The sequence below is a fragment of the Streptomyces sp. Ru62 genome, from assembly GCF_002920615.1.
Lineage (GTDB): Bacteria > Actinomycetota > Actinomycetes > Streptomycetales > Streptomycetaceae > Streptomyces.
In genome coordinates, this window is the sequence record NZ_PQSU01000025.1 from 92,963 (window position 1) to 111,727 (window position 18,765).

15 protein-coding genes are annotated in these 18,765 nt (G+C 71.7%); 11 read left to right on the forward strand and 4 right to left on the reverse strand.

Going from position 1 to position 18,765, the window contains the following annotated elements:
* The first annotated feature begins 248 nt into the window (after positions 1-248).
* Genes C3492_RS30395 through C3492_RS30410 form a run of 4 tightly spaced genes read left to right on the forward strand, consistent with a single transcriptional unit; the run spans position 249 to position 4,651 of the window.
* Positions 249-1,325: a substrate-binding domain-containing protein gene (locus tag C3492_RS30395; RefSeq protein WP_103815844.1), complete on the forward strand. Its 1,077-nt coding sequence runs from the start codon at positions 249-251 to the stop codon at positions 1,323-1,325.
* 14 nt (positions 1,326-1,339) lie between these two features.
* Positions 1,340-2,503, forward strand: a complete 1,164-nt coding sequence (locus C3492_RS30400; RefSeq protein ID WP_103815845.1) for a toxic anion resistance protein — start codon at positions 1,340-1,342, stop codon at positions 2,501-2,503.
* Positions 2,500-4,038 (forward strand): VWA domain-containing protein, encoded by a 1,539-nt coding sequence (locus tag C3492_RS30405; protein ID WP_103815846.1) that lies wholly within the window; start codon positions 2,500-2,502, stop codon positions 4,036-4,038. Before C3492_RS30400 ends, C3492_RS30405 begins: the two co-directional genes overlap by 4 nt.
* Positions 4,025-4,651, forward strand: a complete 627-nt coding sequence (locus C3492_RS30410; RefSeq protein ID WP_258055976.1) for a hypothetical protein — start codon at positions 4,025-4,027, stop codon at positions 4,649-4,651. The genes C3492_RS30405 and C3492_RS30410 overlap by 14 nt, the downstream gene beginning before the upstream one ends.
* Here the strand turns inward: C3492_RS30410 and C3492_RS30415 are convergent.
* Positions 4,641-6,320 carry a hypothetical protein gene (locus C3492_RS30415; RefSeq protein WP_103815847.1) on the reverse strand — a complete coding sequence of 560 codons (1,680 nt, stop codon included), beginning with the start codon at positions 6,318-6,320 and terminating at the stop codon, positions 4,641-4,643. The genes C3492_RS30410 and C3492_RS30415 overlap by 11 nt on opposite strands.
* 265 nt (positions 6,321-6,585) lie before the next feature.
* On the reverse strand, positions 6,586-8,409 hold the full coding sequence (locus C3492_RS30420) for a phosphoenolpyruvate carboxykinase (GTP) (RefSeq protein WP_103815848.1): 1,824 nt from the start codon (positions 8,407-8,409) through the stop codon (positions 6,586-6,588).
* Between the two features lie 279 nt (positions 8,410-8,688).
* On the opposite strand from C3492_RS30420, the gene C3492_RS30425 reads away from it, so the two are divergent.
* The 5 genes from C3492_RS30425 (at position 8,689) to C3492_RS30445 (ending at position 12,876) form a co-directional block, all read left to right on the forward strand.
* Positions 8,689-9,402 (forward strand): hemolysin III family protein, encoded by a 714-nt coding sequence (locus tag C3492_RS30425; protein WP_103815849.1) that lies wholly within the window; start codon positions 8,689-8,691, stop codon positions 9,400-9,402.
* Positions 9,403-9,535: 133 nt separating this feature from the next.
* Positions 9,536-11,104 (forward strand): MFS transporter, encoded by a 1,569-nt coding sequence (locus tag C3492_RS30430; protein ID WP_103815850.1) that lies wholly within the window; start codon positions 9,536-9,538, stop codon positions 11,102-11,104.
* Positions 11,101-11,742, forward strand: coding sequence for a TetR/AcrR family transcriptional regulator (locus C3492_RS30435; RefSeq protein ID WP_181140631.1), 642 nt, complete (start codon positions 11,101-11,103; stop codon positions 11,740-11,742). The genes C3492_RS30430 and C3492_RS30435 overlap by 4 nt, the downstream gene beginning before the upstream one ends.
* A 33-nt stretch (positions 11,743-11,775) precedes the next feature.
* Entirely contained in the window at positions 11,776-12,498 is a 723-nt protein-coding gene (locus tag C3492_RS30440) for a Mut7-C RNAse domain-containing protein (protein WP_103815852.1), read from the forward strand.
* A gap of 48 nt (positions 12,499-12,546) precedes the next feature.
* The gene (locus C3492_RS30445) at positions 12,547-12,876 is read left to right on the forward strand and encodes a hypothetical protein (RefSeq protein ID WP_146075735.1); all 330 of its coding nucleotides are present in this window, start codon (positions 12,547-12,549) and stop codon (positions 12,874-12,876) included.
* On the opposite strand, the gene C3492_RS30450 is transcribed toward C3492_RS30445, so the two are convergent.
* A complete protein-coding gene (locus tag C3492_RS30450) occupies positions 12,863-15,289 on the reverse strand; it encodes a galactose oxidase early set domain-containing protein (protein WP_103815899.1) in 2,427 nt (808 codons plus the stop codon). The two genes, C3492_RS30445 and C3492_RS30450, sit on opposite strands and share 14 nt — an antisense overlap.
* A 49-nt stretch (positions 15,290-15,338) precedes the next feature.
* Positions 15,339-16,769, reverse strand: a complete 1,431-nt coding sequence (locus tag C3492_RS30455; protein WP_181140632.1) for a glycosyltransferase family 39 protein — start codon at positions 16,767-16,769, stop codon at positions 15,339-15,341.
* Positions 16,770-17,269: 500 nt separating this feature from the next.
* Between C3492_RS30455 and C3492_RS30460 the strand changes: the two genes are divergently transcribed.
* Together C3492_RS30460 and C3492_RS30465 are read left to right on the forward strand one after the other, a co-directional pair.
* Positions 17,270-18,496, forward strand: a complete 1,227-nt coding sequence (locus C3492_RS30460; RefSeq protein WP_103815900.1) for a glycosyltransferase family 2 protein — start codon at positions 17,270-17,272, stop codon at positions 18,494-18,496.
* Entirely contained in the window at positions 18,493-18,702 is a 210-nt protein-coding gene (locus C3492_RS30465) for a hypothetical protein (RefSeq protein WP_103815855.1), read from the forward strand. The genes C3492_RS30460 and C3492_RS30465 overlap by 4 nt, the downstream gene beginning before the upstream one ends.
* Positions 18,703-18,765: the final 63 nt, after the last annotated feature.

The window sequence follows — 18,765 nt, forward strand, 5'->3', positions numbered from 1 at the left end:
CGGGCACCGTGCAGACCGCAGGTCAGGCGGGTGAGGGCCGAGCGCCGTGCAGATCGCGGTCAGGCGGGTGGGGGCCGAGCGCCGCCGCGGTGGAGCGAGGGTGACCGGCGTCCTGCGCCACCGTCGCCGCCCCACGCCCCGCCCCATTCCGGAGGGGTGACCTCCGGTTGCATACCGGGAACGGGACGTCACCCCCCGTTCATCTCGGCGCGTGCGGAACTTGGGGTTCCGGGAGCACGCTCCCCGGCGTGAGACGTATCGCGGGAATCGTCCTCGCGGTTCTGCTGATCGGTGGCGTGGTGGCCGCCGTCGTCGCGGGCCGGCAAGAAGAGGACAAGGGCACGGCAACGAAGACCGTGCGTGGCGTGATCGGATCGGAGAAGGCCGACTTCTTCGCCGATCCCGACGTGGTGAAGGCCCTCGCCGCCAAGGGCTACACCGTCAAGGCCGAGGCCTCCGGGTCCTGGGCCATGGAGGGGCTGGACCTCAAGGGGTACGACTTCGCCTTCCCGTCCAGCCAGGCACCCGCCGACCAGCTGGCGCGGAAGTACCACGTCCAGGAGCCGCTGCCCCGGCCCTTCTACTCGCCCCTCGTCGTCGTGGCGCACCGCGCCGCGGCCGACGTGCTCGCCGCGAACGGGCTGGCGGTGCTCGACGGGAAGAGCCGCGGCACGCTGAGGACGGGCGCCTACGTGGACGCCGCCCGGCACGACCGCACCTGGCAGCAGCTCAGGGGCGCCAAGGCCCACGGCGAGCTGACGGGCACCCTGTACATCGCCAGCACCGACCCCGAGTCCTCCAACTCCGGCGCCCTCTACCTCGCCGCCGCCTCCTACGTGGCCAACGGCGGCAAGGTGGTCGCCGGCAAGGCCGACCTCGACCGCACCGCTCCCCTGCTGCACAAGCTGGTCAGCGTCCAGGGCGCCCAGCAGTCCAGCACGGACGCGGTGTTCCGGGACTTCGTCAGCGGCGCGGGCAACCCGCTGGTGCTGGTGTACGAGTCGCAGGTCGCGGCGCTCCTCGCCGAGCAGCACGGCGTGGACGACCTGGTGGTGCTGTACCCGGACACCACCGTCAACAGCGACCACACCGTCGTACCGCTCGACGCGGACGGCCGGGCGCTCGGGGAACTGCTCAGCACCGACCCGGCCCTGCGCAAGCTCGCCGTCCGGCACGGATTCCGGCCGCAGGGCGACGCCGCCGAGTTCGTCGCGGCCACCGCCGACCGCGCCGACCACCTCAACCAGAAGCTCACCGGTGTCCGGCAGGCACCCGTGCCCACCTCCGCGGTGCTGCACGAGATGGCCCGCCGGGCCCGCGGATGACACGGGGGACCCACATGACCGACAGCGACTTCCGGCTCACGCCGCCCGATCCCGTGGCGCCCGTGCCCAAGGAGAAGGCCGGCGGTCTGGTGCCCGTCGAGGACGGCGTGCGCACCGACATGGCCCGCAAGGCCGCCGCCTTCGTCGAGCAGCTCGCCGCGCTCGACGCCCGCTCGCCCGAGTTCGCGGGCAAGGTCGGCGAGATCACCGCGCTCGGCGCGGGTGAGATGCGCACCGCCGCCGTCCAGTCCAACCGCATGCTGGAGCGGGCCGTGCGCAGCCTGCCCGACAAGGGCGGGGACGCCCAGGGCAAGGTCGCCGGCTCGCTCGTGGAACTGCGCCGGGTGGTGGAGGACCTGGACCCGCGGGACCTGCCCGCGAACAAGGGCCGCAGGTTCCTGTCCCTGCTGCCCGGCGGCAACAAGCTGCGCGACCACCTCGCCAAGTACGTCTCCGCGCAGGGCAACCTGAACCGGATCGTGGGCGCGCTGCGCGGCGGGCAGGACGAACTGCGCAGGGACAACGCCGCGTTGCAGACCGAGCGGGTCCGGCTGTGGGAGACGATGGGCAAGCTCCAGGAGTACGTCGTGCTCACCCAGGCCCTGGACACCGCCGTCGAGGAGCACATCGCCGGGGTCGGCGACCCGCAGGAGGCCGACGCCCTCCGCGCCGACGTGCTCTTCCCGGTCCGGCAGAAGCACCAGGACCTGCTCACCCAGCTCGCGGTGTGCGCCCAGGGCTACCTCGCCATGGACGTCGTGCGCCGCAACAACGACGAGCTGATCAAGGGCGTCGACCGGGCCGCCACGACCACCGTGTCGGCGCTGCGCATCTCCGTGATGCTGGCCTCCGCCCTGGACAGCCAGAAGAAGATCGTCGAGCAGGTCAACGCGTTGCGCGGGACCACCGAGGACCTCATCCGGGGCAATGCCGAGATGCTCGCCACGCAGAGCGGCGAGATCCAGCGCATCGCCGCCGACCCTGCGGTCGGCGCGGAGACCCTGCGCGCCGCGTTCCAGCAGATCTACCGCACCCTCGACGCCATCGACAGCTACAAGGTCCAGGCGACCGAGGTCATGGCGAGCACCGTCCGGTCCCTCACGGACGAACTGCGCGACGCCTCCGCCCACCTGGAGCGCAGCCGCGCCCAGGCCGCGTTGGAGGGGGGTCTCGGATGAGACGACGGTCCCTGCTCGCCGTGCTCGCCGTCACCGCCGGCCTGCTGAGCGCGTGCACCTCACAGGACCCGGAGGACGACGCGAACGCGCCGAGGCGCGGCACCCTCCGGGTCCTCGCCTCCAGCGAACTCAGCGACATGACGGCCGTCTTCGACCGCGTCCGCGAGGACACCGGCATCACCGTCCGGCCCACCTACATGGGCACCCTGGACGCCGTCGACCTGCTGGCCCGGGGCAAGACGGACGGGGCGTACGACGCGCTGTGGCTCTCCTCGGACGACTACCTGCGGCTGCGGCCCGACGCGGCGAAGAAGGTGGTGTCCGAGACGCCGGTCATGTCCAGCCCGGTCGCCGTCGGCGTCAGGCCGGCCACCGTGCGGGAGCTCGGCTGGAAACCGGAGGACGTCACCTGGTCCCAGGTGGAACAGGCCGTCCAGGACGGGAAGCTGACCTACGGCATGACCGACCCGGCCCGCTCCAACTCCGGCTTCGCCACGCTCGTCTCGGTCGCCTCCGCTCTCTCCGGCGCCCAGTCCGCGCTCACCGACGCCGACGTGGCCAAGGCGAGGCCCCGGCTGAAGGAGTTCTTCCAGGGGCAGAAGCTGACCTCGGGCTCGTCGGGCTGGCTCGCCACCGCCTACCGGCGGCGCGGCACCGTCGACGCCCTGCTCAACTACGAGTCCGTCCTCAAGGGCATCCCGGGCCTCACCGTGATCCGCCCCCGCGACGGCGTCGTCACCGCCGACTACCCGTTCTCCTCGCTCGCCTCCACCGACGCCCGCACCCGCGAGGACGTCCGCAAGGTGACCGCGGACCTGCGCACCGACGCCGTGCAGGAGCTGATCACCGACACCACCCACCGCCGACCGGTCGTCCCGTCGGTGCGGCCCGCCGCCGGTCTCGACCCCGGTCGGCGCCGTGAACTGCCCTTCCCGGGCAGCCGCTCGGTGGCCGACGGGCTGCTGGACTCGTACGAGAACGAACTGCGCCGCCCCTCCCGCACGGTGTACGTCCTGGACACCTCCGGCTCCATGGAAGGTGACCGGCTCGCGGCGCTGAAGCAGGCGCTGGCCGCGCTCACCGGCGACTTCCGGGACCGGGAGGAGGTGACGCTGATGCCGTTCGGCTCGGAGGTGAAGAGCGTGCGCACCCACGTCGTCGACCCGAAGGACCCGAAGGCCGGCCTGGCCGCGATCCGCCGGGACACCGACGCGCTCGACGCCGACGGCGGGACCGCCGTCTACACCTCGCTGGAGCAGGCGTACGACCACCTCGGCACCGACCGGGACACGTTCACCTCGATCGTGCTGATGACCGACGGCGAGAACACCGCGGGCGACGAGGCGGGCGACTTCGACGGCTTCTACCGCGCCCTCGGCCGCGACCGGCGGGACATCCCGGTCTTCCCGATCCTGTTCGGCGACTCCTCCCGCTCCGAACTCCAGCACATCGCCGACCTGACCGGCGGCCGGCTCTTCGACGCCCGGCAGGGCTCGCTGGACGGCGCCTTCGAGGAGATCCGTGGCTACCAGTGAGGTCCTCGGCTACCTGGAGTCCCGCAAGAACCTCACCGGCAGCGCCTGCGGGTTGCTCGGCCTGGTGCTGACCTTCGCCGGGGTCGCGGGTCCGTACTGGCCGGTCGTGGTGGCCGGGCTCTACGGCGCGGGCGCGCTCATCACCCCGCCGGAGCGGCCCGCCCTGCCGGACTTCCCGAGCCCGTCGGCCCGACTGGAGGAGCTCCGCGCCGATTTGGGCCGGCTCGTCGGCTACCTCGCGGACGTCGACCTGCCGCCCGAGGCCGCCGCCCGGCTGGGCGGACTGACCGGGCTGCTGGGCGCGCTGCTGGAACCGGGCTGGGTCGCCGAGGCGCTCGCCCAGGACCCGGAAGGCGTGCACACCGTCTCCCGGGCGGTGCGGCAGGACATCCCGGAGGCCGTGGACGCCTTCGTCCGCACCCGCTGGTGGACGCGGCTGGCACCGGGCACCGAGCCGCCCGAACGCCACCTGGAGCGCCAGCTCGACCTGCTGCGGCAGGAGGCCGAGCGGCTGGCGGCGGAGCTCGGCGAGGCCGAGGCCCGCCGCCAGGAGTCCCACACCCGGTACCTGGAGGACCGGGGCGGGACGGGGGACGGCGAACTCAGCGCCTGACGTACACCGTGGCCGACGCCGTGCCGCCGGTGTGCAGGTCGTCGCCCGGCCAGCTGACGGTGTAGGTCACCTCGCGCCGGGTGCGCGGCAGGTCGTCGACGGTGAAGGTGCCGTCGGCGGCGACGGTCACCGACGACAGGGTGCCGGTGCCGAGCCGGTCCGTGCGCCGCACGGTGAGCGTGGCCCGCTCGGGCAGGGCCTTGCCCTGTGCGGTGAACGTGCCGGTGAGGTGCACGCCCTCGCTCGTCGTGGCCTCGTCCGGACCGGTCAGCGTGAGCGAGCTCGGTGCCTTGCCGACCGTCACCGTGTGGGTGACGTCGGTGGCGGGGCGGTGGGTGAGGTCGCCGAGGAAGGACACCCTGTAGGTGGCGTCGCCGACGAGGTCGGGCTCGTCCAGGACGGTGAAGGTGCCGTCGTCCCGGACGGTGGCGGTGCCCAGCTGGTGCGTACCGTCCGCGTCCTCGCGCACGGCGGTCACCTTCAGCGGCCCGGCGGGAGCGGGACCGTCCCATTCCAGCCGGCCGCGCACCGACAGCGGCTCACCCGCCACGGCACCGGAGGGGCTGTGGGTGAGGTCGCCGGTGAAGCGGGTGTCGTACTGGACGGCCGGGGGCTGGATGACGTGCAGCCAGTACTCCTGGCCGGTGCCGCCCCGGGTGACCGCGAAGAGCCGGGAGCCGTCCTCGGACCAGGCGAGGCCCCGCGGGGTGACGCCGTTGCCGTCGAGGCTGCCCTCGAAGGCGAGCTCCAGCGGCGGCGTGCCGTCGGCCGGGTCGGCGCTCTGCACCAGCAGATCGGGCGTGCTACCGGCAGCCTGGGCGCCCCGGGCGATGTACTTGCCGTCGCCGCTGAAGGCGACCGCGGTGGAGGTCGCCCCGGCGGGCAGGGCCTGGTACTGGCCGGGCGCGTCCGACAGGTCGCCCGCGTTCAGCAGCCGGGTGCCGGCGGTGGCGTCGGCGACGGCGACCTTGGTGCCGTCCGGGCTCGCCGCCATGTCCTTCAGGTCGAGGGCGCCCTTGCCGTCGCCGTCCGCGAACCGGCGGGAGGCGTCCCGCACCGGTGCGGCGCCGCTGACGTCGAACGAGGCGAGGAAGGGGTTCGCGGCGCCGCTCTCCTCGGGCTGGCCCATGAGGAGACGGTTCTGCGCGCGGGCCCCCGGGGCCAGCTGGAGCCGGCCGATGTCGTTCCAGCCGGTCCGGGAGACCGTGCCGTTCGTGAGCATGTCCAGGGACGTGGTGGCCGTGGCGCACTGGTAGCTCTGGAAGACATAGGCGTCGGTGCTCCACACCGTGCCGCCCGCGTAGGCGAGTTGACGTCCGCAGGTGTCGTAGGCGGCGCTGTGCGCGCCGTTCTGCTGGAGTGTGCCGGTGTCGTAGGTGACGACGCGTCCGCTCTCGCCCACGTACAGCGTCGCGGAGTCCTCGCTGAGCGCCACGCCGGAGACCGGGCTGGTGTGCGGGAGCGACGCGACCTTCTGGCCCTGGAAGTCGTAGACCAGCACGGTGCCGGCGGTCTGGCCGTCGCGCTGGTCGGCGATGTAGACGCGCTGGTGCACGGAGTCGACGGCCAGGCCCGAGTACGAGGAGATCGGCAGCTTGGCCACGGCGTCGGAGGCCGCCGCGTGGGCCGCGGGCGCGGCGGCGACGGTCAGTCCGGTCCCGGCGAGCACCGCGGTGAGCAGGGTGGCCGCGAGACGTCTGGATCGGTGTGCTGTATTCAACTGTGCCCCCCACAGGCTGAATCGAGCACCTCACCGGTGTCGGTGAGACGCCTGTAAGGGCCATGAAACAGGTGTGAAGATCTCGTGGGCAAGGAGGCGCGCGACCGGGCCCCGCACGCCGTTGTGCGGGGCCCGGCGGGTCGTTCACCGCGGCCGGTCGTGACGATCGCTGGTCAGGGCACGGCGACCGGCCGCGGAGTCATCGGTGGGCGGTTCAGCCCAGTCGCTCCACCAGCGCCCGGTACTGGTCCCACAGTTCCTTCGGGGTGTGGTCGCCGAAGGTGTCGAGGTGCCCGGGGATCAGCGCCGCCTCCTCGCGCCAGACCTCCTTGTCGACCGTGAGCAGGAACTCCATGTCGGAGTCGGACAGTTCGAGGCCCGCGGTGTCCAGGGCGTCCTTCGTCGGCAGGATGCCGATCGGGGTCTCGACGCCCTCGGCCCTGCCCTCCAGCCGCTCCACGATCCACTTCAGGACCCGGGAGTTCTCACCGAAGCCCGGCCAGACGAACTGGCCCTCGTCGTTCTTCCGGAACCAGTTGACGTAGTAGATCTTCGGCAGCTTGGACTGGTCCTTGTCCTTGGCGACGTCGACCCAGTGGGCCATGTAGTCGCCCATGTTGTAGCCGCAGAACGGCAGCATCGCGAAGGGGTCGCGGCGCAGCTCGCCGACCTTGCCCTCGGCCGCGGCGGTCTTCTCGGAGGCCACGTTGGCGCCGAGGAAGACGCCGTGGTTCCAGTCGAAGGACTCCGTCACCAGCGGCACCGCCGTCGCGCGGCGCCCGCCGAAGAGGATCGCCGAGATCGGCACGCCCTTCGGGTCCTCCCACTCGGGGGCGATGATCGGGCACTGCGAGGCCGGCACGGTGAAGCGGGCGTTGGGGTGGGCGGCCGGGGTTCCGGAGTCCGGCGTCCAGTCGTTGCCCTTCCAGTCGGTCAGGTGGGCCGGGGGCTCCTCGGTCATGCCCTCCCACCACACGTCGCCGTCGTCGGTGAGCGCGACGTTGGTGAAGACCGCGTTGCCCCACAGGGTCTTCATCGCGTTGGCGTTGGTGTGCTCGCCGGTGCCGGGCGCGACGCCGAAGAAGCCGGCCTCGGGGTTGATCGCGTACAGCCGGCCGTCCTCGCCGAACCGCATCCAGGCGATGTCGTCGCCGATCGTCTCCACCGTCCAGCCGGAGACGGTGGGCTCCAGCATGGCGAGGTTGGTCTTCCCGCAGGCGGAGGGGAAGGCGGCGGCGACGTACTTGGACTCGCCCTGCGGCGGGGTGAGCTTGAGGATCAGCATGTGCTCGGCCAGCCAGCCCTCGTCGCGGGCCATGACGGAGGCGATGCGCAGGGCGTAGCACTTCTTGCCGAGCAGGGCGTTGCCGCCGTAGCCGGAGCCGTAGGACCAGATCTCGCGCGACTCGGGGAAGTGCGAGATGTACTTGGTCTGGTTGCAGGGCCAGGGGACGTCCTCCTGGCCGGGTTCCAGCGGGGCGCCGAGCGTGTGGACGGCCTTGACGAAGAAGCCCTCGTCGCCCAGCTCGTCCAGGACGGCCTGGCCCATGCGCGTCATGGTGCGCATCGAGACGGCGACGTAGGCGGAGTCGGTGATCTCCACGCCCAGCGCGGACAGCGGGGAGCCGAGCGGGCCCATGCAGAAGGGCACGACGTACATGGTCCGGCCCCGCATGGAGCCCCGGAACAGGCCCTGGTCGCCGGTGAAGATCTCCCGCATCTCGGCGGGGGCCTTCCAGTGGTTGGTCGGGCCCGCGTCCTCCTCCTTCTCCGAGCAGATGAAGGTCCGGTCCTCGACGCGCGCGACGTCGGAGGGGTCGGAGGCGGCGTAGTAGGAGTGGGGGCGCTTGACCGGGTCGAGTTTCTTGAACGTTCCCTTGGCGACCAGTTCCTCGCACAGCCGCTCGTACTCGGCCTCGGAGCCGTCACACCAGACCACGCTGTCCGGCTGCGTCAGTTCAGCGATCTCGTTGACCCACGAGATCAGTTCCTGGTGGTTGGTGGGGACGACGGTGGGAGCCGCGATGTCGCGCGCCACGATTGCTCCTAAGTGAGGGATTTTTTGTGTTCTCGCCCCGTGGGGGCCGCGACCCGGATGCTTCGTAGCCTGCTCATCCGGTGCCGACCGCACTCATTTGATCATCCGAGTCTAGTGCCCATCTGTCCAGAGGGCATCACAAGTGAGCAGCGTGAGGAATCCCACGGTTACCACGACTCTTTGCGTCCACGTTGGGTTCAGCTGAAGGACTTTTTGCCGGATGACTTGATTGAACGTGCATTGACGAGTGACTTACGACAGCGTCGGTACCATGCGGCCATGACTGCGTCCGCCTCCGACGCGCCCTCGGACACGCCGGCCGCCGGCCGTGGCCCCGTGGCGCTCTCCCTGCCGCATCCGGTCAAGCCCAGGCTCCGTGGCTGGCTGCACCTCGGCATGTTTCCGGCCGTACTCATCGCGGGACTCGTACTCACCGCACTCGCCGACTCGACCAGAGGCCGCATCGCCTGCGGCATCTACGCCCTGACCGCCTGCCTCCTGTTCGGCGTCAGCGCGCTCTACCACCGGGGCAACTGGAGCCCGCGCATGGACGGCGTGCTGCGCCGCCTCGATCACGCCAACATCTTCCTGATCATCGCGGGCACCTACACCCCGCTGACCCTGCTGCTCCTGCCCGGCGCCAAGGGCCAGTGGCTGCTGTGGGGCATCTGGGCCGCCGCGGTGGCCGGCATCGTCTTCCGCGTCTTCTGGGTCGGCGCCCCGCGCTGGCTCTACACGCCCTGCTACATCGCGATGGGCTGGGCGGCCGTCTTCTTCCTGCCCGACTTCCTGCGCACGGGCGGCATCGCGGTCCTGGTCCTGGTGGTCGCCGGCGGCCTGCTCTACAGCGCCGGCGGCGTGATCTACGGCATCAAGCGGCCGAACCCCTCACCGCGCTGGTTCGGCTTCCACGAGGTCTTCCACTCCTTCACGCTCGCCGCGTTCGTCGTCCACTACATCGGCATCTCGCTGGTGGCGTACCAGCACGCGTAACCCCTCCCACCTCGCCTCCTCCGGCCACGGCTCGTTTGAGCCGTGGCCGTTTTTCATGCCCGGCATGCCCCGGCACGCCTCAGCGCACCTCGGCGATTGACAGTTCCATGATTTTGAGAGTTACTTTCATTTCATGGAGACTGTCATTCAAGACGACGGTGCGCGGCGCGACCCCCGCCGCTGGTGGGCCCTCGGGGCCCTGGTCGCGAGCATGCTGGTGCTCGGCTTCGACACGACGATCCTCAACGTCGCCCTGCCGACCATGGCGGAGCAGCTGGGGGCCACCACCGGCCAGCAGCAGTGGATGGCGGACGCGTACGTCGTCGTCTTCGCCGCGCTGATGCTGCCCGCCGGTCTGCTGGGCGACCGGTTCGGGCGCCGCCGGATGCTCGTCGCCGGGCTCGGCGTCTTCCTGGCGGGCTCGCTCCTCGGCTCGCTGGCCGGCGACGTGAACGCCGTGATCGCCGCACGCGCGGTGATGGGCGTCGGCGCCGCGCTGATCATGCCGCTCGCCCTGTCCGTGCTGCCCTCGCTGTTCGGCCCCGGCGAGCGCACCAAGGCGGTCGGCCTGATCTCCGCCGCCTCCGCGCTCGGCATGCCGCTCGGCCCGATCATCGGCGGCTGGCTGCTCGACCACTTCTGGTGGGGCTCGGTCTTCCTGATCAACCTGCCGATGGCCGCGATCGGCATCGCCGCCTGCGTGTTCCTGCTCCCCGAGACCAGCGACCCCGCCTCCCCGAAGGTGGACGTCCCGTCCACCGCGCTCACCGCGACCGGCCTCGGCGCCCTCATCTACGCGATCATCGAGGCTCCCGAGCGGGGCTGGGCCGACCCCCTGGTGCTGGGCACGGCCGCCGCGTCCGCCGTGCTCCTCACCGGACTGGTGCTGCGCGAACGCCGGGCGGTGCGCCCCATGCTCGACATGGCCCTGCTCGGCCGGCGCGGCTTCCTGCTCAACACCCTCGCCGCGACCCTGGTGATGTTCGTGCTGTCCGGCCTGATGTTCGTGCTGCCGCAGTACCTGCAGGCCGTCCTCGGCAACGACGCGTTCGGCACCGGCCTCAGGCTGCTGCCGATGATGGGCGGACTGCTGGTGGCGGCGCGGGGCGCCCAGCCGGTCGTCGCCCGGTTCGGCGCCCGGGCCGTGGTCGGCGCGGGTCTGGTGGTGCTCGCCTTCGCCGCCCTGCTGGGCAGCCGTACGACGGTGGACTCCGGCTACGGCTTCACCGCGCTGTGGCTGTCGATCACCGGCATCGGCTTCGGTTTCTCGGTCGTCCCGGCCATGGACGGCGCCCTCGGCGCCCTTCCCGCCGACCGGGCCGGCAGCGGCTCCGGACTGCTGATGACGCTCCGCCAGGTCGGCGGTGCCATCGGCATCGCGCTGCTCGGGAGTCTCCTGGCGGGCGCGTTCCGGGACCGGCTCGACGTGACCGGGCTGCCCTCCGCCGCCGCACACACCGCCGGGGAGTCCGTGGTGGCCGCCCACCTGGTCGCCGCCAGGACCGGCTCGGCCCGTCTCGCGGCCTCGGCGGACGCCTCCTACGTGCACGGCATGACCCTGGTGCTGCTGGTGTGCGCGGTCGCCGCCCTGGTGGCCGCCCTGCTCGCGGCACTGCTCCTGCCGAACGCACCGGCCGCCCGGCGCACGGCACGGGAGGAGTCCCCGGCCGTGGCCCCCACCACGGCCGATGCCGGACAATGACCGGCATGACGCCCGCACGTTCCCCGCTCTCCCCCGCCGACCGCCCCCCGCTGGGCCTGCGTGAACGCAAGAAGATCAAGACCCGCGAGGCGATCCGCGCCGCCACTTACGCGCTGATCGAGGAGCAGGGCTACGACGCCACGACGATCGACCAGATCGCCGACCGGGCCGAGGTGTCACCGTCGACCGTCTTCCGGTACTTCCCGACCAAGGAGGACATCGTCCTCACGGACGAGTACGACCCGCTGATGCTGGAGGAGTTGCGCGCCCGGCCCGCGGGAGAGCCGTGGATGGACTCGGTACGGCACGTGATGCACAAGGCCATCGACGCGATGATGGCGGAGGCCCCCGACACGGTGCGGGTGCGGGCGCACCTCGCGGTCCAGGTCCCCGCCGTCCGGTCCCGGATGGTCGAGAGCATGGCGGAGACCGGACGCCTGCTGCGCGTGGCCCTCGCCGAACGCTCCGGGCTGGCCGCCGACAGCCTCGAAGTGCGCGTCTACGCGATGTCCCTCGTCGGCGGCCTGATGGAGGCCAACATGGCCTGGGCGGAGAACGGCTTCCAGGACGACCTGCGCGACATGCTGGACCGCGCCCTGGACGTCCTGGAGCACGGCCTCCCCGTTGGAAATCCCTGAAGTCCCGGCCCGCTCCCGTGACATCCTGACCGGGTGAACGGTCCCGAGATCCACGTCGAGTTCGCCCCAGAGCTGGCCCTGTTCGTCCAGCGGAGACCGCACCGGACGCTCGTCACCGACGGAGTCTCGTCCCTCGGCCATGTCGTCGAGTCCCTCGGGGTACCGCTCACCGAGGTCGGCGCGCTGGTCGTGGACGGCCGCGAGGTCCCGCCCTCGCACGTCCCCAAGCCGGCCGAGCGACTGGTCGTACGGCCGGTGGGGCGCCCCCAGCGGGTGCCCGGCGCACCCCTGCGGTTCCTCCTCGACGTCCACCTCGGCACGCTGGCCCGCCGGCTGCGGCTGCTCGGCGTGGACACGGCGTACGAGTCGACGGACATCGGCGACCCGGCGCTCGCCGCCCGCTCGGCGGCCGAGAAGCGGGTCATGCTCAGCCGCGACCGGGGGCTGCTGCGCCGCCGGGAACTGTGGGCCGGCGCGTTCGTCTACAGCACCCGCCCCGACGACCAGCTCCACGACGTCCTCGACCGCTTCGCCCCCGAGCTGCGCCCCTGGACCCGCTGCACGGCCTGCAACGGCCTGCTCAGACAGGCCACCAAGGACGAGGTCGCGGCCCAGCTCGAACAGGGCACCCAACGCTCCTACGACGTCTTCGCCCAGTGCACTTCCTGCGGCCGGGCGTACTGGAAGGGCGCGCACCACGACCAGTTGGAAGCGATCGTGGAGCGGGCGCTGAGCATGCGTACCCAGAGCGGTTGAGTACGCCGGCCGATCCACCGGGACCGGCCGGCGGGGTTGGCTCGGGGCATGAACACGGTACAGATGACCAGCGCCCGGGTGTGGGACGGCGTCCGCGTGGCAGCGGGGTGGGGGCTCGGGCTGCTCCTGCCGACGGTGTTCTTCTCCACGCTCCTGACCTTCACCAGCGAGCGGGCCGGCAGGTGCCTCACCTACGGCGAGGACTGCTCCGCGGTGCCCGGCCGGCTGCTGCACGGCAGTTTCTGGGCCTCGCTCCTGGCCGGCCTGGCCGCGCTGGTGTGGCCCCGAGCCCGGTGGACGGGCGCCAGGATCGGGGCCGTGCTGGTCCAGTGGGGGGCCCAGTTGCTGCTGGCCGCGCTGATCCTCAGCTACGCCTGACGTCCCCCTTCCCGCAGGCGATGCCGTCCTTGTCGCGGTCCAGGTGGTGGCGGTCGCGGCCGTGGACCTTGAGGCGGCCGTACCCCTTGCCGAGGAGCCAGGCGCACCGTTCGGCCCGGGGCATCTTCGGGAACGTCCAGGGCACGCACTGGTCGATGCGGCCGTAGGCGTGGTCGCAGCCGTCGAAGCCCTCGGCCATCCTCACGCCCTGGTGGTGCTCGTGCGCGCTGCCCTGGGTGGCGCTCGGCCGGAGTTCGTCGGCGAAGGACTGCACGCGGGCCGCGGCGACCTGTCCCTCGGAGCCGACGCGGACCCACTTCGCCACCGACGGCACACCGTTCGCGTCGACCACCGACAGCATGTACCAGCCGGGCGGTGCCAGGTTCGGGTTGCTGGTCAGGCTGAGGTCGACGGTGTTGCCGTCGACGGTCATCGGCAGGTCGACGTAGCGCTGGTTCGGGTCGGAGGAGTGGGTGACGGCGGCCGGGCGGATCAGGGACGCCTTCACCACCGGCTTGTCCACGGTGACGCGCTGGGAGGTGCCGTACGTCCAGCGGGTGCTCGCGAGCGAGGTGATCTGCGGCCGGGCGCCCTTGAACAGGTACGGCGGCTCGTAGATCGACACCCGCTGGTCGAAGGAGCCGTCACCGGGGTTGTCGCCGATGCTGAGCACCCGGCCGTCCGGCAGCAGCGTGGACGAGGAGTGGTAGGTCCGCGGGACCGGGTCGGTGGCCAGGCCCGCCTGGAAGGTGTTGGTCGCCGGGTCGTACAGGGATGCCTCGAAGACGGGGTCCTCACGGTAGGTGTGCAGGGCGCCGCCGGTCTCCAGCACCGTGCCGTCGGGCAGGATCACCGCGGAGACGTACACCTTGCCCTGGGTTCCGGTCTGCGGGCTGCCATTGGCGTAGTGGCCCTGCGGCAGGTCGGGGCCGGGCAGGTACTGCGGTGCGGCGGCCTTCATGTCGATCAGGTCGGTCAGCCGGTGGGCGTCCGGGGAGACGGTGTGGTTGCCGCCGCCCATGGTGAGGACCTTCTGGTCCTGGGCGGGCGGCAGCAGCACCGACATCGACTGGTCGCGCTCGTCCTTCTTGCGCAGCCCGGGCACCTCGCTGATGGTCCCGGTGCCGTAGTCGTAGACGGAGGCGCCGGTGCCGGGCAGGCCGCCGCCGAAGACATGGCTGCCGGTGTAGAAGAGGCGGCCGTCCTGGAGCAGGATCATCGACGGGTAGAGCCCCCAGAAGGACCATGCCTGCCTGGCCTCGCCCATCGGCAGCCACTTGTTCCCGGCGTAGGAGAAGTGCTCGTTGACGACCGTGCCGGCGGAGTCCTCGCCGAGACCGCCCAGCGCGATGACGTCACCGTTGCCCATCGCGGTCGCTGACGGGTACCAGTGCCCGGCCAGCATGTCGTTGACCTTGGTGTACCTGTTCTGGGCCGGGTCGAAGACATAGCTCGTCCGCAGGCCCTTGTAGCCGACGCTGCCGTCCGGTGCGGCGTAGTCCTTGTTGCCGCCGACCACCAGCACCCGGCCGTCCGGGAGCTGGACGTGCCCGGCGCAGAAGAAGTCCTCCGGGGTCGGGATGTCGGTGTAGGTACCGGTCGCCGGGTCGAACAGGCTGGTCCTGAAGGTGCCGGCGGCGAACGCGCCCCGGTCGTTGCCGGAACCGGCGATCAGCAGCACCTTGCCGGTGTGCAGCAGCACCGAGTGGATCGCGCGCACCGGGGAGTTGGCGGACTGCACGCTCCACCTGCCCCGGCACTCCGGCCCGGTGCCGCCCGTCGTGCAGGGGTCCGGCGCGGCGGGCACGGTGGCGTCGGTCATCGCGTAGTCGTCGGTGGTGAGGGTGCCGACGCCGTACAGGGCGCCGCCCCAGGTGATCTGGTCGGTGTTCGGCGGGATGACCGGGGTGCGCACCTCGGTGCGGGTCCAGCCGGCCGACTGGGGCAGGGTCCTGAGGTCGGTCCAGTACACCCAGCCCTGGGTGGTGTCGTGCCGGAACAGGGTGAACGCCACGTCCGGGGTGCTCGACCGGTACCAGAACGACAGGTCGTACTGGCGGCCGGGGGTGACCTGCGGGGCGCAGGAGTTCTCCAGCATCATCGTCTTGCGGTCGCCGGCGGCGCGCCGGGTCAGCTCGATGCGGACGGCGCGGCTGCCGCTGTGGGCGTCGTCGGTGACGGTGAAGGAGAAGTCGTTGTCCCCCCAGCCCGACTTCTCGAAGCACTGCGGGAACCGGGACGGCCCGTCGAGCACCTCCAGACCGGGGTTCTTCACCAGGTTGCTCGCGGCGGTGGCGCTCTGCGTCCCGAGCGGGCCGAGGCCGAGCGCCGCGGTGAACAGCAGCAGCGCGGTCAGCAGCAGCCGGGTGCGGGTCGGCCGGGCTCTGGCCGGTCCGGGCGGGCGGTAGGGCATGACGGTGTACGGCACAGAGGTCCCCCTCTATCGGTGGCGGTCCTGCGGATCAGCCGGCGCGGCCGATGCGGAGGATGTCGATCCGGCCGCCGCCCTCCCCGAAGGTGGCGACCGGGGTGCCGTGCGCGAACAGGGCGCGCAGCGTGGGCAGATGCTCGCGCTCGCCGCGCAGGGCGGGCGTGGACACGACGTAGTCGATGTCCTTCCAGCCGTGCGGCAGGGTCTTGCTGACCGCCGGGTCCTGGTCCAGCTTGTAGTGCCAGATGACGCCGGTGCCGGGCCGGTATCCGGCGTCGACGGCGTCCAGCCAGAGCACGCCGTCGGTGACCAGGCGGACCTCGGCTCGGTCGCCGGTGTCCGTCTCGCGCAGCCAGCGGGCGGCCTCGCGGTAGACGCGGTTGTCGTCGGCGGTGGTGGCGAGCCGGTCCTGGTGGTACCAGGCGGGGCCGGCGACCCCCGCGGCGGCGAGGAGCGCGGCGAGGGCGGCTGCGGACCGCAGCCGGGGCCGGCCGGGCAGCCGCTCGACCAGCACCTGGACGAGCCCGGCGAGGGTCAGCGCCAGGAAGGGCAGCACCTGCGCGATGTACATCTGCGGCAGGTATCCGCCGGGCCGGAGCGCGACCAGGGTGAGCACCAGGACGCCGAGGGCGGCGGGCCGCAGCCGCCGCACCGGCAGCGCGCACAGCGCGGCGACGCCGCCCCCGATCAGCAGGTACGGGTCCTGGGTGAGCCAGTCCGTGAACAGCCGGTGGGCGTCGGTGCCCGCTTGGAAGGCGGAGCCGCTGCCCTCCCGCCCGCCGAGCTGGAACTTCAGCGTGCCGAGCAGCGAGACATGGCCGGCACCGGGCAGCAGCTCGCCCTTGAGCAGGGCGTACAGCGGATAGAACAGGCCGGTCAGCACGAAGCCGGAGAAGAAGCCGGCCAGGGAGAACTTCCGGGTGCTGGGGTGACTGCCCTGCCACATCGCCACCAGCAGCACCGGCAGCAGCACGCCGATGGTCTCCTTGGAGAGCACCGCGAGCGCGAAGGACATGCCGGCCGCGGCGTGGTGCCACAGGTCGCGGCGCGGCGAGAGGGCGAAGGCGAACGCGGCCAGCGCCCACAGGACGGCGAAGTTGTCCAGGTAGATCTGCCGGTGCAGCACGACCGCGAGCGGTGACAGCCCGTACAGCAGGACCGCGCCCGCGGCGGCGGGCCGGGCCAGGCCGAGGCGGCGGCCGACGACGTGGACCAGGACGCAGCTCACGGCGGCCACCGGGAGCATCGCGATGCGGCCCTGGACGAACGTGGGCAGGTCGGGCAGGAGCAGATCGGGCAGCCAGGAGACGCCCGAGAGTTGTATCCAGCCCAGCGGCGGATGGTCGTACCAGTAGGTGTAGTGCGCGAGTTCCCCGTGCCGGACGGCCCAGGACTGCGCGAGATAGGTGCCCTCGTCGTCGTTGGGAAACGGGTATTTCCCGATTCCCCGCGCACGCAGCACGAGCGCGATGATGATTACCGGAGCAACCCAGAAATAATCCGACCGAAACAATGTGCGACGCGCCGCGGGCCGGTCTCCCTGTGAATTATCCGCCTCCGGCCGGAGAACAACGGCAGTCCCCATGCGGAATCCCCCACCCCCACTTATGACCCGACTCGACCCAGGGACCTCCCCCTCGAACCCCCTGGAAACCGGGCAGGCCGGAGCATCATGGCACAGGTCGCCCCCCTACATGAGAGGAATCCCAGATTCCGCTCGTGCGCCGGCGCCACATTGCCGAGGAATTGGTGAACCTGCTAGCTTCACTGAAAAGCTCGCCGCGATCGTGTTGCGATCATGCGGGAAATCACCCCGGAAGGCCGGGGGAAGTGGGCCCGGGGGAACCGGGGGGTTGAGAAGGGCCCGACGATCGCATTCCGCTGCGCGAGCACGGGAAGACCAGGGAACCAAGGGGGGAATTCGTGGTCTCCGCTGTCCTGTTCATCGATTCCGTCGTCCTGATGGTCGCGGCCGGCGTCACGCTGTGGTGGATGCTCCATGCCTGGCGCACCCCGGAGACACTCCGGTCCACGGCCTTCGCCGAGCCCGACGGCAAGCCCGGCCTGTCCTTCTCGCTGCTGGTCCCGGCCCGGCACGAGGAGGCCGTACTGCGGCACACCGTCGAGCAGATGCTCCGCATCGACCACCCGTCCTACGAGATCCTGGTGATCGTCGGCCACGACGACCCGGGCACCGCCGCCATCGCCGGGCAACTGGCCCGGGAACACCCGGAGAAGGTCCGCACGGTCGTCGACACCCACGAGGTGAAGAACAAGCCGCGCGCCCTCAACACCGCGCTGCCGCACGCCCGCGGCCAGGTCATCGGGGTCTTCGACGCCGAGGACGTCGTCCACCCCGAGCTGCTGGAACACGTCGACTTCGCCTTCCGGCGCGAGAACGCCGACGTCGTCCAGGGCGGCGTCCAGCTGATCAACTACCAGAGCAGCTGGTACAGCCTGCGCAACTGCCTGGAGTACTTCTTCTGGTTCCGCAGCCGGCTCCACCTGCACGCCCGCAAGGGCTTCATCCCGCTCGGCGGCAACACCGTCTTCGTCCGCTCCGAACTGCTGCGGGCCACCGGCGGCTGGGACGGCGACTGCCTCGCCGAGGACTGCGACCTGGGCGTACGGCTGTCCAGCGGTGGAGCCAAGGTCGTCGTCGCCTACCACTCCGCGCTCGTCACCCGCGAGGAGACTCCCGACTCCCTCAAGGCCCTCTACAAGCAGCGGACCCGCTGGAACCAGGGCTTCCTCCAGGTGCTGCGCAAGGGCGAGTGGCGCCGGCTGCCCGGCGTCGGCCAGCGGCTGCTCGCCCGCTACACGCTGAGCACCCCGTTCGTGCAGGCCGCGACCGGCGTGATGATCCCGCTCGGCATCCTGGCCGCGCTGATCGGCGGCGTACCGCTGCCGTTCTCGCTGTTCGCCTGGCTGCCCATGCTGCCGATGGCCGCGATGGTCGTCTTCGAGGCCGTCGCGCTGCACGACTTCGGCAAGGAGTACGGCTTCCGCATCGGCGTCCTGCAGTACGTCAAGCTCATCGCCGGCGGGCCGGTGTACGCGGTCGTCCTGGCCGCCGCCGCGCTGCGCGCCGTCTGGCGCGAGTACACCGGGCGGCACGACTGGGAGCTGACCTCCCATGTCGGCGCCCACCTGCCCGTGCAGACCCCGCAGCCCCAGGAGGCCCGGTGACGGCGCCGCCCGCCCACGTCTCGATCGTCGTGCCGACCTTCGGGGAAGCCGGCACCGTCCACGCCCTGCTCACCCGCATCGCCGCCGCCGTGCCCGACGGTGTCCGCGCCGCAGTGGGCTTCGCCGACGACTCCGCCGACCACACCTGCGGGCCGGCACCGATCGGCCCGGGCCCGGTGGAACCGATACCGGACCCACTGAGCTGACGCCCGGCCCAACGGCTGCACCGCACACCGCCGGGCCCGGTCGAACCAGCACCCGTCCCGCCG

Excerpts from the sequence above, each read along its gene's own strand:
- C3492_RS30400 (WP_103815845.1), top strand. The coding sequence starts at position 1,340 with ATGACCGACAGCGACTTCCGGCTCACGCCGCCCGATCCCGTGGCGCCC.
- C3492_RS30405 (WP_103815846.1), top strand. The coding sequence starts at position 2,500 with ATGAGACGACGGTCCCTGCTCGCCGTGCTCGCCGTCACCGCCGGCCTG.
- C3492_RS30425 (WP_103815849.1), top strand. The coding sequence starts at position 8,689 with ATGACTGCGTCCGCCTCCGACGCGCCCTCGGACACGCCGGCCGCCGGC.
- C3492_RS30430 (WP_103815850.1), top strand. The coding sequence starts at position 9,536 with ATGGAGACTGTCATTCAAGACGACGGTGCGCGGCGCGACCCCCGCCGC.
- C3492_RS30435 (WP_181140631.1), top strand. The coding sequence starts at position 11,101 with ATGACCGGCATGACGCCCGCACGTTCCCCGCTCTCCCCCGCCGACCGC.
- C3492_RS30445 (WP_146075735.1), top strand. The coding sequence starts at position 12,547 with ATGAACACGGTACAGATGACCAGCGCCCGGGTGTGGGACGGCGTCCGC.
- C3492_RS30450 (WP_103815899.1), bottom strand. The coding sequence starts at position 15,289 with ATGCCCTACCGCCCGCCCGGACCGGCCAGAGCCCGGCCGACCCGCACC.
- C3492_RS30460 (WP_103815900.1), top strand. The coding sequence starts at position 17,270 with ATGGTCGCGGCCGGCGTCACGCTGTGGTGGATGCTCCATGCCTGGCGC.